Annotated in this window: 11 protein-coding genes, 2 tRNA genes and 1 pseudogene; 4 read left to right on the forward strand and 10 right to left on the reverse strand. The window is 73.4% G+C overall.

Annotated features, from left to right (window positions below; all coding sequences use genetic code 11):
* Positions 1–237: 237 nt before the first annotated feature.
* A tRNA-Asn gene (locus B1H19_RS14270) sits at positions 238–310 on the reverse strand.
* 5 nt (positions 311–315) lie between these two features.
* Positions 316–388: transfer RNA gene (locus B1H19_RS14275), tRNA-Asn, on the reverse strand.
* Between the two features lie 264 nt (positions 389–652).
* Here B1H19_RS14275 and B1H19_RS14280 point away from each other — a divergent pair.
* Complete coding sequence (locus B1H19_RS14280; protein ID WP_083105114.1) at positions 653–958, forward strand: hypothetical protein; 306 nt, start codon at positions 653–655, stop codon at positions 956–958.
* Positions 959–1140: 182 nt separating this feature from the next.
* Entirely contained in the window at positions 1141–2625 is a 1485-nt protein-coding gene (locus tag B1H19_RS14285; protein ID WP_083105115.1) for an FGGY family carbohydrate kinase, read from the forward strand.
* A gap of 5 nt (positions 2626–2630) precedes the next feature.
* Here the strand turns inward: B1H19_RS14285 and B1H19_RS14290 are convergent, their stop codons facing one another.
* The 6 genes from B1H19_RS14290 to B1H19_RS14315 form a co-directional block, all read right to left on the reverse strand.
* The gene (locus B1H19_RS14290) at positions 2631–3893 is read right to left on the reverse strand and encodes an RNA polymerase sigma factor (RefSeq protein ID WP_083105116.1); all 1263 of its coding nucleotides are present in this window, start codon (positions 3891–3893) and stop codon (positions 2631–2633) included.
* Positions 3894–4023: 130 nt separating this feature from the next.
* Positions 4024–5937, reverse strand: coding sequence for a DNA primase (gene dnaG / locus B1H19_RS14295; protein ID WP_083105117.1), 1914 nt, complete (start codon positions 5935–5937; stop codon positions 4024–4026).
* A gap of 80 nt (positions 5938–6017) precedes the next feature.
* Positions 6018–7028, reverse strand: coding sequence for a pyridoxal-phosphate dependent enzyme (locus tag B1H19_RS14300; protein ID WP_083105118.1), 1011 nt, complete (start codon positions 7026–7028; stop codon positions 6018–6020).
* Positions 7029–7037: 9 nt separating this feature from the next.
* Positions 7038–8300 carry an NAD(P)/FAD-dependent oxidoreductase gene (locus B1H19_RS14305; RefSeq protein ID WP_083105119.1) on the reverse strand — a complete coding sequence of 421 codons (1263 nt, stop codon included), beginning with the start codon at positions 8298–8300 and terminating at the stop codon, positions 7038–7040.
* A gap of 257 nt (positions 8301–8557) precedes the next feature.
* Positions 8558–9874, reverse strand: a complete 1317-nt coding sequence (locus tag B1H19_RS14310; protein WP_083105120.1) for a deoxyguanosinetriphosphate triphosphohydrolase — start codon at positions 9872–9874, stop codon at positions 8558–8560.
* 59 nt (positions 9875–9933) lie between these two features.
* Entirely contained in the window at positions 9934–10887 is a 954-nt protein-coding gene (locus B1H19_RS14315; RefSeq protein ID WP_083105121.1) for a sirohydrochlorin chelatase, read from the reverse strand.
* A 161-nt stretch (positions 10888–11048) separates the two neighbouring features.
* Between B1H19_RS14315 and B1H19_RS14320 the strand changes: the two genes are divergently transcribed.
* Positions 11049–13184, forward strand: a complete 2136-nt coding sequence (locus tag B1H19_RS14320) for a molybdopterin oxidoreductase family protein (protein ID WP_083105122.1) — start codon at positions 11049–11051, stop codon at positions 13182–13184.
* A 302-nt stretch (positions 13185–13486) separates the two neighbouring features.
* Here the strand turns inward: B1H19_RS14320 and B1H19_RS14330 are convergent, their stop codons facing one another.
* Both B1H19_RS14330 and B1H19_RS14335 read right to left on the reverse strand, forming a co-directional pair.
* Positions 13487–14524, reverse strand: a complete 1038-nt coding sequence (locus B1H19_RS14330; RefSeq protein WP_083109631.1) for an adenosine deaminase — start codon at positions 14522–14524, stop codon at positions 13487–13489.
* A gap of 149 nt (positions 14525–14673) precedes the next feature.
* A pseudogene (locus tag B1H19_RS14335) lies at positions 14674–15087 on the reverse strand (gamma-glutamylcyclotransferase family protein); the annotation flags it as partial.
* A gap of 150 nt (positions 15088–15237) precedes the next feature.
* Between B1H19_RS14335 and B1H19_RS14340 the strand changes: the two are divergent.
* Complete coding sequence (locus tag B1H19_RS14340; protein WP_083105125.1) at positions 15238–15945, forward strand: SanA/YdcF family protein; 708 nt, start codon at positions 15238–15240, stop codon at positions 15943–15945.
* The last annotated feature ends 25 nt before the right edge of the window (positions 15946–15970 follow it).

Consider the following 15970-nt stretch of genomic DNA (forward strand, 5'->3'; position numbering starts at 1 on the left):
GCTGCCGTCGTGCGACCGTGCATGCCCAAGAGGACTTCGATCACCGGTGGTTCGGTTCCCTCGCGCGGCACATTCGCTTCCGTCGCAGGTCCGCGGCACCGAACGGAGCGCGGAGGACGGGCGCAGAGTCGACGGGGCGAGCAAGCGGGCGCACACCGCGAAGAAGACGACGAACCAGAAGTCGAACGGCTGGGCGAACAAGAAAAAGGACCCCTTCCGGGGCCCTTGTTCTCTCTGCTCCCCCGACTGGACTCGAACCAGTAACCCTCCGGTTAACAGCCGAATGCTCTGCCAATTGAGCTACAGGGGACCGAGCTCCCCCGACTGGACTCGAACCAGTAACCTGCCGGTTAACAGCCGGCTGCTCTGCCAATTGAGCTACAGGGGATTGCTCTGTGTGCCTCGAATGCGCCTCCTTCCGGTGCTCCGGACGGCGCGCGCTCGCTGCGACACATACATTAGCGCAAGCAGGGGGGTGCTCCGCCAATCGGTATCCCCGCCGGTGGCCTCGGGTGATCCGCGGCCCTGACGGGTAGGCGGGTGGCACGGCCCGGCGGTCCGGTGCGGGACGACACCGGACGGGTTCGGACGCCATCGGAGCGCGTCGGCTGCGGCCCTCGCGCACGGGAGCGACGAGAGGGAAGGTGGAGCGATGCGCTACCGGCTCACGTTCATCGCGGGGCTGGCGGTCGGGTATGTGCTCGGCACCCAGGCCGGCCGGGAGCGGTACGAGCAGATGTGCAAGGCCGCCCGGCGGATCGCGGAGAACCCCGCCGTCCGCAACACCGCCGAGTCCGCCGTCCTCGGTGGACGCCAGGTCGCCGCGCGGGCCTTCGGCGCGGTGTCGGCCAAGGTGAGCGACCGCCTGCCGCCGTCCGTCACCGACCGGGTCCGCTCGCTGCGGGAGCAGCGCACGGGCTACGAGGACGAGGACGAGTGGGGCACCAGCAATACGTGACGGCCCGTAGGTGACGACGGGATCCGGCCGGAGTCCGCGGGCCCAGGCGTGACCGGGCCCGCGGGCCCGTACGGTGTCGGGCGGGGCCGGTGGGACCGGGGCAGGACCGGGCAAACCCGGCGCACTCCCCCCGCACGCCCTCCTTATGCACCCCATCGCCCCATGGGGCAAAATCTTGGACCATGGGGATAGTCGCCGGACTGGACAGCTCGTCCACAAGCACACGGATCGTGGTCTGCGATGCGGACACGGGTGCCGTCATCAGGCAGGGGTATGCACCACACCCCGTCGAGAAGGGTCCGGAGACCGATCCGCAGGCGTGGCTGATGTCGCTGGGCGAGGCCGCGGGAGGCGGGCTGCTGGAGGGCGTCCAGGCGATCGGGGTCTCCGCGCAGCAGCACGGCCTGGTGCCGCTGGATGCGGAGGGGAATCTCGTACGGCCCGCGCTGGTCGGCAATGACAAGCGGGCGCAGTCCGCGGCCGCGGACCTGGTGGACGCGCTCGGCGGGCGCAGCGCATGGGCGCAGGCCGTCGGGGCGGTGCCGCAGGCGGCGCATCCGGTGACCAAGCTGCGCTGGCTGGCCCGTACGGAACCGGACAATGCGGCGCGGATCGCGGAGGTCATGCAGCCGCACGACTGGCTGGCCTGGCAGTTGCTGGGGCGGCCCGCGCGCCGTACGACGGACCGGGGCGGGGCTTCGACGACGGGTTTCTGGTCGGCGGCCACCGGCTCCTACCGGCCGGATCTGATCGAGCTGGCGCTGGGCCATCAGGTGCGGCTGCCGGAGGTGCTGGGGCCGTCCGGGACTGCCGGGTTCACGCCCGAGGGGCTGCTGATCTCGGCCGGTACGGGCGAGACGATGGCGGCCGCCTTCGGACTGGGCGCCGGGGAGGGCGATGCGGTGATGTCGCTGGGCGCCTCGGGGTCCGTCTTCGGGATCCATCACGAGGCGCTGACGGACCTCACCGGGACGATCACCTCGTTCGCAGACGCCACCGGGCGGCATCTGCCCGTGGTGCACACGACCAATGCGGTGCGGGTGCTGCGCGGTACGGCGGAGATGCTCGGCACGGATCTGGCGGGGCTGTCCGAACTGGCGCTGAAGTCGTCGCCCGGTGCGTACGGCATGGTGCTGCTGCCCTATCTGGAGGGTGAGCGGACGCCCCATCTGCCGCACACCGCAGGGTCGTTGCACGGCATGCGGCGCGAGAGCATGAAGCCGGAGCATCTGGCGCGGGCGGCCGTGGAGGGCATGCTGTGCGGGCTGGCGGATGCGCTGGACGTGCTGCGCGGGCGGGGCATGACGGTGCGCCGGGTGTTCCTGATGGGTGCGGCGGCGGAGCTGGGCGCGGTGCAGGCGGCGGCGCCCGGGATCTTCGGGGTGCAGGTCGTGGTGCCGCAACCGGCCGAGTACGCGGCCCTGGGCGCGGCCCGGCAGGCCGCCTGGGCCTGGGGCGTCGCCCACGGCACCCTGGCCCCGCCCCCCGGCACGGAACCCGCCCCGGGCGGCGGCTCCCCCTGGATCGACCCGCCCCAGTGGCCGCCGGCCGCCAGCCAGATCTTCGAACCGGGCGACTCCCTGCCCGTCGGCCAGGCGGTACGCCAGCAGTTCACGGCGGTACGGGACGAGGCCCATCCCGAGGCGTTCCGGCGGGAGGCCGAGTAAGGGGCCTAATCCAGATACCCCCGGAGCTGGTCCGCGAAGGCGTGGTCGCGGAGTTTGTTGAGGGTTTTGGATTCGATTTGGCGTATGCGTTCGCGGGTGACGCCGAAGAGGCGGCCGATTTCTTCGAGGGTGCGGGGGCGGCCGTCGGCGAGGCCGTAGCGGAGCTGGACGACCTTGCGTTCGCGTTCGCCGAGGGTGGACAGGACGGCGTCGAGGTGTTCGCGGAGCAGGAGGAAGGCGGCGGATTCGACGGGGGAGGCGGCGTCGCCGTCCTCGATGAGGTCGCCGAGGGCGACCTCGTCCTCCTCGCCCACGGGGGCGTGCAGGGAGACCGGTTCCTGGGCCAGGCGGAGGATCTCGCTGACGCGTTCCTCGGTGAGGTCGAGGTGGCGGGCGACCTCGTCGGGGGTGGGTTCGTAGCCGCGTTCCTGGAGCATCCGGCGCTGGACGCGGACCACGCGGTTGATCAGCTCGACGACATGGACCGGGACCCGGATGGTTCTGGCCTGGTCGGCGAGGGCGCGGGACATGGCCTGGCGGATCCACCAGGTCGCGTAGGTGGAGAACTTGTAGCCGCGGGCGTAGTCGAATTTCTCGACGGCGCGGATGAGGCCGAGATTGCCCTCCTGGACGAGGTCCAGCATGGTCAGGCCGCGGCCGACGTAGCGTTTGGCGACGGAGACGACCAGGCGCAGGTTGGCCTCGATCAGGCGGCGTTTGGCGATCCGGCCCAGGACCACCAACTTGTCGAGGTCATAGGCGAGTTGGGAGTCCAGGTGGGAGTCGAGGTCGGGGGTGCCGGTGAGTTTCTCCTCGGCGAACAGGCCGGCCTCGACGTGGCGGGCGAGCTCGACCTCCTCGGCGGCGGTGAGCAGCGGGATGCGGCCGATTTCGCGGAGGTACTGGCGGAAGAGGTCGGCGGAGGGGCCGGCCGCATCGGGGCGGGGTGCGGGGTCGGGGGGATCGGGAGGGTCGGCCGGTTCGGGGAGTTCCCGGGCGGCGGTCTCCCCGGCGAGCGACTCTGCGGCGGGTGCCCCGGACTGCTGTGGCACGGTGACCGGATCCAGGTCCGGTGCCGCGGTGGCCGGCGCGTCGGCGAGGGTCTGGGTCTGCACGGGGGCGACCTCCAGGGTGATCGCTGCGAGAGCGGCAGAAGGGCCGGGTACGGACGCGGCCGAGCCGCCGTCCGCCCCGTACGTCACGAGCGGTTGCGCGGGGGATGCCGGATGAGGGCAGCCGGACCCGCCGCGCTCCGAGGACTCAGGCACCGCTCCTCAGTGTGGAGTACGACACACTCCCGCCACGAGGGGCGTGCGGCCACTTTTTGAGTCCGGTCCGTGACCGGATGGCTACCGGGGGGTGCTGTGGGCGGCCTAGGGGCCGTCCGGTAGGTCGGGCCTAGAGGGCGGCGAAGCCGCGTTCGCGGAGGGATTGGCCGTACTGCTGGAGGATCCAGAGTTCGTTCTGGACGGCGGCGAGGTGGTCGGGGTCGGCGCGGGGGCCCAGGCGTTGGAGGGTGCCGCGGATTTCGGTGACGCGGTGGTTGACGGCGGCCAGGCGGACGGCGACGAGCTGGACGCCGGCGTACGCCTCGTCGGGGTCGCGGCGGGTGTGCAGGGGCTCCACGGCCAGTTCGGTGACCATGGCGCGGACGGTGTCGTCGGGGGCGGCCTCGCGGACGCGGGCGACGTATCCGGGGTCGGCGGCACCCGCGGTGGCGCCGCCGGCGTCCTCGATGCACTGGCGGACGGTGGCGTAGGGCGGGGCGGTGAACTCGTCGACCCCGTAGGCGTCGAAGGCCGGGGAGACCAGGTCGGGGCGCTGGAGGGCGAGTTTGAGGAGTTCGCGTTCGACGCGGTGGGCGGGGCTGCGGAGGTTGAGGGCGGGACCGCGGGGGCCGGCCGGCTGCGGGGGCGCCTCGGCTGCGGCCGGTGCGCGGTGCGGCGTACGGGGGCGGTCCTGGCCGTCGCGGCCGCGTTCGCGGGCCCAGCGGGCGAGCTGGGACACGCGTTTGACGACGAACTGGGTGTCCAGGATGCCGAGCATGCCGGCCAACTGGACGGCGGATTCGTGCTGGATGGAGCTGTTCTTGATGTGGGCGACGATGGGCGCGGCTTCGTCGAGGGCGGCGGCGCGGCCGACGGCGGTGTCGAGGTTGTGGCGCGCGACGACGTGCCGGAGGGCGAACTCGAAGAGCGGGGTGCGGGATTCGACCAGGTCGGCGACGGCGTCGTCGCCCTTGGCCAGGCGCAGTTCGCAGGGGTCCATGCCGCCGGGGGTGATGGCGATGGAGGTCTCGGCGGCGAACTTCTGGTCGTCCTCGAAGGCGCGCAGGGCCGCCTTCTGGCCGGCGGCGTCGCCGTCGAAGGTGAAGATGACCTCGGCGTTGGCGTTGTCCATCAGCAGGCGGCGGAGGATCTTGATGTGGCCCTCGCCGAAGGAGGTGCCGCAGGTGGCGATGGCGGTGGTGATGCCCGCCAGATGGCAGGCCATGACGTCCGTGTAGCCCTCGACGACGACCGCGCGGTTGGTCTTGGCGATCTCCTTCTTGGCGAGGTCGATGCCGTACAGGACCTGGGACTTGCGGTAGATGGGGGTCTCGGGGGTGTTGAGGTACTTGGGGCCGTTGTCGTCGTCGCGGAGTTTGCGGGCGCCGAAGCCGACGACCTCGCCGGCGATATCGCGGATCGGCCACATCAGGCGGCCGCGGAAGCGGTCGATGGGCTTGCCGCTGCGGCTGTCCTGGGAGAGGCCGGAGAGGATCAGTTCCTTGTCGCTGAAGCCGCGGCCGCGCAGGAAGCGGGTGAGGTGGTCCCAGCCGGCCGGGCTGTAGCCGACGCCGAAGTGCTGGGCGGCGGCCTGGTCGAAGCCGCGCTCGGCGAGGAAGCGGCGGCCGATCTCGGCCTCGGGGCCGTCCAGCTGCTCGATGTAGAACTGGGCGGCGACCTTGTGGGCCTCCACCAGGCGGGTGCGTTCGCCCTGCTGGCGGCCGGGGGTGTAGCCGCCCTCCTCGTAGCGCAGGGTGATGCCGGCCTGGGCGGCGAGGCGCTCGATGGTCTCGGCGAAGGAGAGGTGGTCGATCTTCATGATGAAGTCGACGGTGTCGCCGCCCTCCTGGCAGCCGAAGCAGTGGTAGAGCCCCTTGGCGGTGCTCACGTGGAAGGAGGGGGACTTCTCGTCGTGGAAGGGGCACAGCCCCTTGAGATTGCCGCCGCCGGCGTTGCGGAGCTGGAGGTACTCGGACACGACGGCGTCGATCGGGACCGCGTCCCGTACCGCCTTCACATCGTCATCGTTGATCCTGCCTGCCACGCGTGAATTCTACGGTGGGGGTCGGACAGGCTCGGCCGCCCGGCCGGGCCGGGGCGCGTGGCGGCGGGCGTCGTCGCAGGTCAGCGCAGCAGTTCCAGGAAACGGTCCAGGCCGATGTTGCCGCCGGAGACGATCACGCCGATCCGGGGCGGGAGGGGGTCGATGCGGCCGGCGAGGAGGGCGGCGAGGGCGCTGGCGCCGCTGGGCTCGGTGACGATCTTGAGGCGTTCGAAGGCGAAGGCCATGGCGGCGCGGATGTCGTCGTCGGTGACCAGGGTGATCGAGTCGAGGAGACGGCGGTTGATCGCGAAGGGGAGTTCGCCGGGGGACTCCACGGCCTGGCCGTCGGCGATGGTGCGCGGGACGGGGATGGTGACGCGGTGACCCGCCTTCAGGGAGCGCAGGGTGTCGTCGCCCGCCTCCGGTTCCACGCCGATCATGCGGATGCCGGGCACCAGGGCGGTGGCCGCGACGGCCGAGCCCGCCATAAGGCCGCCTCCGCCGACCGGCGCCAGCAGCGCGTCCAGCGGGCCGGTCTCCTCGATCAGTTCGAGGGCCGCGGTGCCCTGACCGGCGATGATGTGCGGATGGTCGTAGGGCGGGATCAGGGCCAGGCCCCGCTCGTCGGCCAGCTGCTGTGCGAGGGCGGCGCGGTCGCCGGTGTAGCGGTCGTAGCTCACGATCTCGGCGCCGTAGCCGGCGGTGGCGTCCCGTTTGGAGCGCGGTGCGTCCTCGGGCATGACGATCACGGCCCGGGTGCCGAGCTCGCGGGCGGCCAGCGCGACGGCCTGGGCGTGGTTGCCGGAGGAGTAGGCGACGACCCCGCGGGCCAGCTGCTGCGGGGAGAGGCGCGAGATCGCGTTGTAGGCGCCGCGGAATTTGAAGGCGCCGATGCGCTGGAAGTTCTCGCACTTGAGGTGGATCTCGACGCCGAGGCGCGCATCGAGGGTGCGGGAGCGCAGGACGGGCGTGCGGTGGGCGACGCCCGCCAGCCGCCCGGCGGCGTCCCGGACGTCGTCGAGGGTGACGGCCGGGACGGGGGCGTCGGGACCGGTGGGACCTGTCGGGCCGGTGGTCTCGGGTGCACTCATACCGGCACGCTACGGGAGCAGCGACTCCAGCGGAACGTCCGGGTCGGCCAGCGCGTCGGCGTCCAACGGCCGCCCCGCGCGGATCAGTTGCCGGACGGGCTCGGCGACGTCCCAGACATTGACGTTCATCCCGGCCAGGAGGCGGCCGCCGGCGAGCCAGAAGGCGATGAACTCCCGTTTGGCGACGTCGCCGCGGCAGACGACCTGGTCGTAGGAGCCGGGCGGGGCGTATCCGGAGTACTCCATGCCGAGGTCGTACTGGTCGGAGAAGAAGTACGGGATGCGGTCGTAGCGGACGTCCTCGCCGAGCATGGCGCGGGCGGCGGCCGGTCCGCCGTTGAGGGCGTTGGCCCAGTGCTCGACGCGGATGCGGCTGCCCAGGACGGGGTGGTGGGCGGCCGCGACGTCGCCGGCGGCGTAGATGTGCGGGTCGGAGGTGCGCAGGGCGGCGTCCACCGCGATGCCGCCGCCGTCCTCGCGGTCGACGAGGGCGAGTCCGGCCTGTTCGGCGAGGGCGGTGCGCGGGGCGGCGCCGATGGCGGCGAGGACGTCGTGGGCGGGGTGTTCCTCGCCGTCGTCGGTGCGCGCCGCGAGGACCATGCCGTCCTGGCCGATGATCTCGGTGAGGCGGGCGCCGAAGTGGAAGCGCACGCCCTTCTCGCGGTGGAGTTCGGTGAACATGGCGCCCAGTTCGGGGCCCAGGACGCCGTGCAGGGGGGTGGGGGCCGGTTCCACGACGGTGACCTCGGCGCCGTAGGAGCGGGCCGCGGCGGCGACCTCCAGGCCGATCCAGCCGGCGCCGGCGATGACGAGGTGGCCGTTCTCGCGGCCGAGGGAGGCGAGTACGCCCCGCAGCCGTTCGGCGTGTGCGAGGCGGCGCAGGTGGTGGACGCCGGCCAGGGCCGTGCCGGGGATGTCCAGGCGGCGCGGTTCGGCTCCGGTGGCGAGCAGCAGCCTGTCGTAGGCGATCAGGGTGCCGTCCCCGAGGCGTACGGTCCTGGCCGCGGGGTCCAGGTGGACGGCGGGCTGGCCCAGGTGGAGCTCGATGTCGGCCCGGGCGTACCAGGTGGGTTCGTGGACGAAGACGCTGTCCCGCTCCTCCTTGCCGAGCAGATACCCCTTGGAGAGCGGGGGGCGTTCGTAGGGGTGGTCGCGCTCGTCGCAGATGAGGATCACCCGGCCGGTGAAGCCCTCCGAACGGAGCGTTTCGGCGGCCTTCGCCCCGGCCAGGCCACCTCCGACGATGACGAACGTCTGGTGTGCGTCGACCACTTGCTTCCTCCTCGTTGCGGTGCCGTACGGCCGCGTCCCGCGTCCGTGAACGCCCCGGTCGTGCCCCCGTGTGCGGTGCCCCCTCCGTGCGCGCACCGGTGTCCTTCACCGGCTTGCCTCTCCCCCCGTTGATGTCTCCGGTGCGGTGGTGGTTCCCCGGGCGCCGTCACCGTTCGAGGCGGCCGGGTCCGAGCGTCCCGCACGGAGGGTGAGGGGGGGAAGGGGGGCTCTCTTCCCCAGGGTCACCCTGGGTTGACCTAAGCGTTACCAGGGCGACGTGTGAGGCGGGCGTGAAGAGAGCGTGCGGAGGCGTCCGTCAGGGAGGCGATCTGATCGATGACGACGCGCATCCGGGCGGTGTCGTCGGCGGCGGCGTCGAACAGCGAACGGAACTGCGGATCAAGGCCGTCGGGGGCGCGGGCGAGCAGCGCCTCGGCCAGTTCGGCGATCACCACGCGCTGGTCGGCGCGGACCACCTCCTGGTCGGGGCGCTGTATGACGTACCGGTCGGCGACGGCCTTCAAAACGGCGCATTCCAGCCGTGTTTCGTCCGGAACCATCAGCTGGGCTCCGTAACGGGTGAGCCGTCCGCCGCCCCATGCGGCCCGGGTGGCGCCCTCGGCCGCCAGACAGAAACGGCCGATCAGCTGGCTGGTGGCGTCCTTGAGCCGGGCCTGGGCGAGCGCGGTGCCGTCGTAGCCGTGCGGCCACCACTCCTGCTCCAGGAGGCGGTCCAGGGCGGCGGCCAGCTCCGCGGGGTCCGCGCCGGGGGCGTAGCGCTCCGCGGCGACCGCGAAGATCTCGGCGCGCTCGGCGTCGGCGAGCAGGAGGTTGGGGTCGAGATGGCCGGCGTGCAGGCCGTCCTCGACGTCGTGCACCGAGTACGCGACATCGTCCGACCAGTCCATGACCTGCGCCTCGAAGCTGCGCGCGGCGGGCGGCGCGTCCTTCCGGAACCAGTCGAAGACCGGCAGGTCGTCGGCGTAGACGCCGAATTTGGGCGAGTCGGGGTCGGTGGGGTGGGCGCCGCGCGGCCAGGGGTATTTGGTGGCGGCGTCCAGGGTGGCGCGGGTGAGGTTGAGGCCGACGCTGAGCGCCGGGCCGTCCGGGGCGGGGACGAAACGTTTGGGCTCCAGGCGGGCCAGCAGCCGCAGCGACTGGGCGTTGCCCTCGAAGCCGCCGCAGGCCGCGGCCACCCGGTTGAGCGCCTGCTCGCCGTTGTGCCCGAAGGGCGGATGGCCCAGGTCGTGCGCCAGGCAGGCGGCCTCGACGAGGTCGGGGTCGCAGCCGAGGGCGGCACCCAGTTCGCGGCCCACCTGGGCGCACTCCAGGGAGTGGGTCAGGCGGGTGCGGGGGCTGGCGTCCCAGGCGTGGGTGAGCGTGCCGGGGGTGACGACCTGGGTCTTGCCGGCCAGGCGGCGCAGCGCGGCGGAGTGCAGGACCCGGGCGCGGTCGCGCTGGAAGGCGGTGCGGCCGGGACGTTTGTCGGGCTCGGCGACCCAGCGTTCGCCGTCCGCCTCGGTGTAGCCCAGGGTGCCGGGGGCCTGGCCGGTTGTCGATGGTGTGCCCGTCATACAGCGACGGTAGCCGCCCGGGTGCCGTCGGGGCCGGATCCGGGGCGTGGGAGGGGTGGCTAGCGGTGGGCCGGTGCGAGTGCCCGGTGGTGTGCCGGGGCGGGGGTGTGGCCGGGCACCCGGGCGACGGCCTCGTCGTAGCGGTGCAGGACGAGGCGGGCCAGCGCCGGGTGGTCGCCCAGGGGCGCGGCGGCGGCCCCGGGGGCGTGGGCGGCGCACTCGGCGGCGAAGCGGCCCGGGGCGGTGAAGCAGGCGGCCAGCGCGATGCGGTCGTGGCCCCGGGCGGTGAGCAGGCGCACGGCCTCCGGGACGCTGGGCGTGGCCGCCGAGGCGAAGGCGGGGACGACGGGGACGCCGCCGAGCCGGTCGGACAGCAGCCGGGCCAGGCGCGCGGTGTCCTCGCCCGCGCGCGCCGCCCGGGAGCCGGCCGAGGCGAGGACGACGGCGGTACGTGAGCGGTCGGGCGCCTCGGGGAACCCGGCCTCCAGGAGGCGGCCGTACAGCGCCTCCACCAGGAGGGCGTGCGGGCCCAGGGGGGCGGCGACGGTGCCGTCCAGGTGGGGCGCGGCCGCCAGCGCGGCGGGCAGGTCGTGGGTGACGTGGTAGCCGTGGCCGAAAAGCAGCGGTACGAGGACGGCCCGGCCGGACAGCTCCGCCAGGACGTCGGCGAGCCGCGGCCGGTTGAGCTCGATATGGCCGAGGCGTACGGGCAGATCGGGGCGCAGGGCGCGGACCCGGTCGAGCAGGGCGCGGACGGTGGGCAGCGCGCGCGGGTCGCGGCTGCCGTGGGCGACGGCGACCAGGGTGGGGGCCGCGCCGTCGGGGGCGCCGTCAGGGGCGCCGCCGGGGCCCGAGGCCGCGCGCCGCGGGCCGGGGCGGCTCCCGTAGCCATGGAGCCGGACATGGCTGAGCTGGGTGCTCAGCCGGGCGGTGATCTCGGCGGCGAGGACGAGGGGGGCGGCCCGGTGGGCCACCGGGTCCGGCGTGGGCTGGGACGATATCCACTCCGTCATGGCGGGAGCCTGGCAGCCGGTCGTTGCGGTTCCGTTTCCCCGCGGGGAAATCCGTGTACCGCCCGGCCTCCCCGCACCGTGCGCCCCGTAGGAGGTCCCCGCCGCGCCCCCGAAACCGGCGCGAACCGCGCACGTAACACCTCTGTACCACGCTGGCGCGCATGAACGCCGCGAACGCCCCCGCCGTCGACACCCACTGCCCGTACTGTGCCCTGCAATGCGGCATGGGGCTGCGGCCCGTCGAGCGGGGCTCCGGGGCGCCCGACGGACCCGGTGTGACGGTGGTCGAGCGGACCGCCTTCCCGGTGAACCGGGGCGCGCTGTGCGGTAAGGGCCGTACGGCGGCCGAGCTGCTGGTCTCTGGGGCGCGGCTGACCTCTCCTCTGGTACGCGATCCCGCCACCGGGGAACTCGCCCCGGCCACCTGGGACGAGGCGCTGGACCGGGTCGCGGACGGCCTGCGCCGGGCGGGCGCGGAGCACGGCCGGGACGCCGTCGGGGTCTTCGGCGGGGGCGGGCTGACCAATGAGAAGGCGTATGCGCTGGGGAAATTCGCCCGGGTCGTGCTCGGCACCTCGCAGATCGACTACAACGGCCGGTTCTGCATGTCCTCGGCCGCGGCGGCGCACGCCCGCGCGTTCGGCCTGGACCGCGGGCTGCCGTTCCCGCTGGCCGATGTGGCCCGGACCGGCTGCGTCATCCTGGTGGGCTCCAACCTGGCCGAAACCATGCCGCCGGCCCTGCGCTATCTGACCGAGCTGCGGGAGAACGGCGGCCGGCTGATCGTCGTCGACCCGCGCCGCACCCGCACCGCCGAGCAGGCCGATCTGCATCTGGCGCCGCGCCCGGGCACCGATCTCGCCCTCGCCCTGGGGCTGCTGCACCTGGTGGTCGCCGAGGGGCGTACGGACGAGGAGTTCATCGCGGCGCGGACCGACGGGTGGGACGAGGCGCGGGCCGCGGCGATGGCGCACTGGCCGGAAATGGTCGAGCGCATCACGGGCATTCCCGTCCCCGACCTCCGGGCGGCGGTACGGATGTTCTGCGACGCCGAGTCGTCCATGGTGCTGACGGCACGCGGGCCCGAACAGCAGGCCAAGGGCACCGACACCGTGGGCGCCTGGATCAATCTGTGTCTGGCCACCGGGCGGGCGGGCCGGGAGCTGTCCGGCTACGGGTGCCTGACCGGCCAGGGCAACGGCCAGGGGGGCCGCGAACACGGCCAGAAGGCCGACCAGTTGCCCGGCTACCGCAAGCTCGACGACCCGGCGGCCCGGCGGCATGTGGCGCAGGTGTGGGACGTCGATCCGGACGCGCTGCCCGGCCCCGGGCGCAGCGCGTACGAGCTGCTGGACGCGCTGGGCGGCGAGATCCGGGCACTGCTGCTGATGGGCTCCAACCCGGTGGTCTCGGCGCCGCGGGCCGCCCATGTGGAGGAGCGCATACGGTCGCTGGACTTCCTGGCCGTCGCCGATGTGGTGCTCTCGGAGACGGCCGCGCTGGCGGATGTGGTGCTGCCGGTGGCCCAGTGGGCGGAGGAGACCGGCACCACGACCAACCTGGAGGGCAGGGTCCTGCTGCGCCGACGGGCGCTGGATCCGCCGCCCGGGGTCCGTACCGACCTGGAGGTCCTCGGCGCGCTCGCGGCGCGGCTGGGCCGGGAGAAGGGCTTCCCGGCCGACCCGGAGGAGGTCTTCGACGAGCTGCGCCGGGCCTCGGCGGGCGGACCGGCCGACTACTCGGGGATCACCTACCGGCGGATCGCGGCGGAGGACGGTGTGTTCTGGCCGTGCCCGGAGCTGCCCGAGGAGGCCGGGGCGCACCCCGGTACGCCGCGGCTCTTCCTGGAGCGTTTCGCCACCCCCGACGGCCGGGCCCGGTTCGTCCCCGTGGTGCACCGCCCGGCGGCCGAGGAGCCGGACGAGGCGTACCCGGTGCTGCTGACCACCGGGCGGGTGCTGGCGCAGTATCAGTCGGGCGCGCAGACCCGGCGGGTGGCCGAGCTGAACGCCGCCGCACCGGGCCCGTTCGTCGAGCTGCATCCGCATCTGGCGGAGCGGCTCGGGATAGCGGACGGCGAGCTGGTCGCGGTGGAGTCCCGGCGCGGCCGTGCGGCCGCCCCGGCCCGGGTGACCGCCGCCATCCGCCCCGACACGGTCTTCATGCCCTTCCACTGGCCGGGCCCGGGCCGCGCCAACACCCTGACCAATCCGGCGCTCGATCCGACGTCCCGGATGCCGGAGTTCAAGGTGTGCGCGGTCCGGTTGGAACGGGCCCAGCAGGTGGAACGGGCCTAGTGCCTGTCCGATGGGTCAGGCCCTAGCGGCGGGGCGTCAGAGGCCCATTCCGAGGATGCTCCAGTTGGCCGGAGCGGCGTGCTCCGTGAGCAAGTTGCCGAAAGGCATCACGACATGAGGGTGAATGGGGGTCGAGTCGTCCTCGCTGGCGGCCAGGGCCGGTGCCGGCAGGGAGGCGAGCAGAGCGGTCGCAAGCGCGAGTCCGGTGAGTACATGACGGGTGTATGGCATGTCATGCCAACGAGCCCGCAGCGGCGATGTCACCACAAGGCGCCATACGGGTCGTATGCGTCGACCTCCCCCTAGTGGGCGTCGGCCTCTCCCTGGTACGCGTCGACCTCCGCCAGATAGGCCGCCCGCGTCGCCTCGTCCAGGAACGACGCCTCGAACGAGTTGCGGGCCAGGGTGCGCAGCGCCGCGTCGTCGAGGCCGAGGGCGTCGCGTACCGCGGTGAAGTTGTCGTGGGCGTAGCCGCCGAAGTAGGCGGGGTCGTCGGAGTTGACGGTGACCAGGAGGCCGGCGTCGAGCATGGCGGGCAGCGGATGGGCGGCGAGGTCGTCGATGACGCGGAGGCGGACGTTGGACAGCGGGCAGACGGTGAGCGGGATCCGGTCCGCCACCAGGCGCGCGACCAGCCGCTCGTCCTCCAGGGCGCGCACCCCGTGGTCGATCCGGTCCACACCCAGGACGTCCAGCGCCTCCCACACGTACGCGGGCGGCCCCTCCTCCCCCGCGTGCGCCACGCACTTGAGCCCGGCCTCCCGGGCCAGCGCGTAGACCTCCCGGAACTTCGACGGCGGGTGCCCGACCTCGGCGGAGTCCAGCCCGACGGCGGTGATCCGGTCCAGGTAGGGGCGGGCCGCCTCGAAGGTCTCCAGGGCCGATGCGGCGCTCTCGTCCCTCAGGAAGCACATGATGAGGCGGGTGGTGATGCCGTAGGTCTCCTGAGCGGCGTCCAGCGCGCGGGACAGCCCGCCGATGACCGTGCCGAGGGGGACGCCGCGGGCGGTGTGCGCCTGCGGGTCGAAGAAGATCTCGGCGTGCCGTACGCCCTGTTCCTTGGCGCGCGCCAGATAGGCGTGGGCGAGGTCGGCGAAGTCGTCCTCGGTGCGCAGGACGGCCATCAGCGCGTAGTACAGGTCGAGGAACGACTGGAGGTCGCTGAAGGAGTAGGCGCGGCGGAGTTCGTCCTCGGTGGCGTAGGGCAGGGTGACGCCGTTGCGTGCGGCGAGCGCGAAGGCCAGCTCGGGCTCCAGGGTGCCCTCGATGTGCAGATGCAGCTCCGCCTTGGGGAGCGGGGGCCTGGCGGCGGAGGGGGCGGACGAGGAGGAGGAAGGCACGCGGGTCACACCTGTTCTGCGGGACGGGAGGGGTCCTCGGTACGGGGCGGGCCGCCCGTACCGGACGGGCCCGCGGTACGGGACGGATCTCCGGTACGGGATGGATCGTCCAGGTTAACGGGGGCCTGGTCCGGGGCCGTGACGGTGCCCCAGTGGCCGCCCTCGATGACGGTCCCGGTGGCGCGCAGCCGGGCGGCGAGCGGGGGCGCCGCCAGATAGACCCAGGCCCGGACCCGGCTTCCGTCGGGGCGGAGCGCCTCGGTGACCACCCGCTCGTAGAGGTTCGCCGGATCGCCGGGCGCATAGCCCTCCAGCCGGTCGAGCACGGCGCGCACCGCGTCGTAGTCGGCGGCGCGGGGCCATACGAGGGTGCCGTGGACGACCGCGTCCGGGGGCCCGGTTGTCGCGTACGGGTATCCGGGGCCGTCGTAGAGCAGCGCGCCGGCCATCCGGGCGGGCGCCTCGGCGGCGGTCCTGCCGCGCAGCGTCCGGGCGTGGTTGGCCTCACCGGGGCGCAGCGTTCCGTAGACGAAGAACGGCAGCCGCTCGGGCTCGGTGGTCATGGGCGGGCGGTCCTCTCCGGGTCGGGTGCCGTCTGGGCTGTGACGGCCGGCTGTGCCGTCTGAGCTGTGACGTTGGGCCCTTACTGCAACCATGCCAGGCCCCTGGGCGTCGCAGCTGGCGACAATCGGTCGGAAACGGGGTGGGCAGGCATGCGAGGGCAGGAGCCGGGTCTCATAGGGCGGATACGCAGCGGCGCGCGCCGGGTACGGCTGCCGCGGACCAGGCGCGGCCAGCGCCTCGCCTACCAGGCCGTGGTGGCCCTGACGGTGCTGGCGCTGGCCCCCGCGACCTGGATGAACGCCACGGGCGGCCCCCGTGTCCGCACGGTCGCCGATGCGCCCGCCGCCCCCGTTGCCGTCGTTTTCGGCGCGGGCCTGTGGAACGGCGAGCCGTCCCCGTATCTCGCCCACCGCCTGGACGCGGCCGCCGCGCTCTACGACCGGGGAACGGTCCGCGCCATCCTGGTCACCGGCGACAACAGCACCCACGACTACGACGAACCGGATGCGATGCGCGGCTATCTGGTGCGGCACGGCGTCCCGGCCAGGAAGATCGTCGGCGATTACGCGGGCTTCGACACCTGGGACTCGTGCAGCCGCGCGCACCGGATCTTCGGGGTGAAGCGGGCGGTGCTGGTCAGCCAGGGCTTTCACATCCGGCGGGCGCTGGCGCTGTGCCAGGCGGCCGGGATCGATGCGTACGGCGTCGGGGTGGCCGCCACACACGATGTGACCTGGGCCTATGGCGGCGTACGGGAGATCTTCGCGGCGGGGAAGGCGGCGGCGGACGCGGTGCTGCGGCCCGATCCGCACTTTCTGGGGCCGCGGGAGAAGGGGGTGGCGGAGGCGCTGCGTTAGCGCCTCCGCCCGAGCTCCCGGCGGG

This window comes from Streptomyces gilvosporeus (assembly GCF_002082195.1).
Classification (GTDB): Bacteria; Actinomycetota; Actinomycetes; order Streptomycetales; family Streptomycetaceae; genus Streptomyces; species Streptomyces gilvosporeus.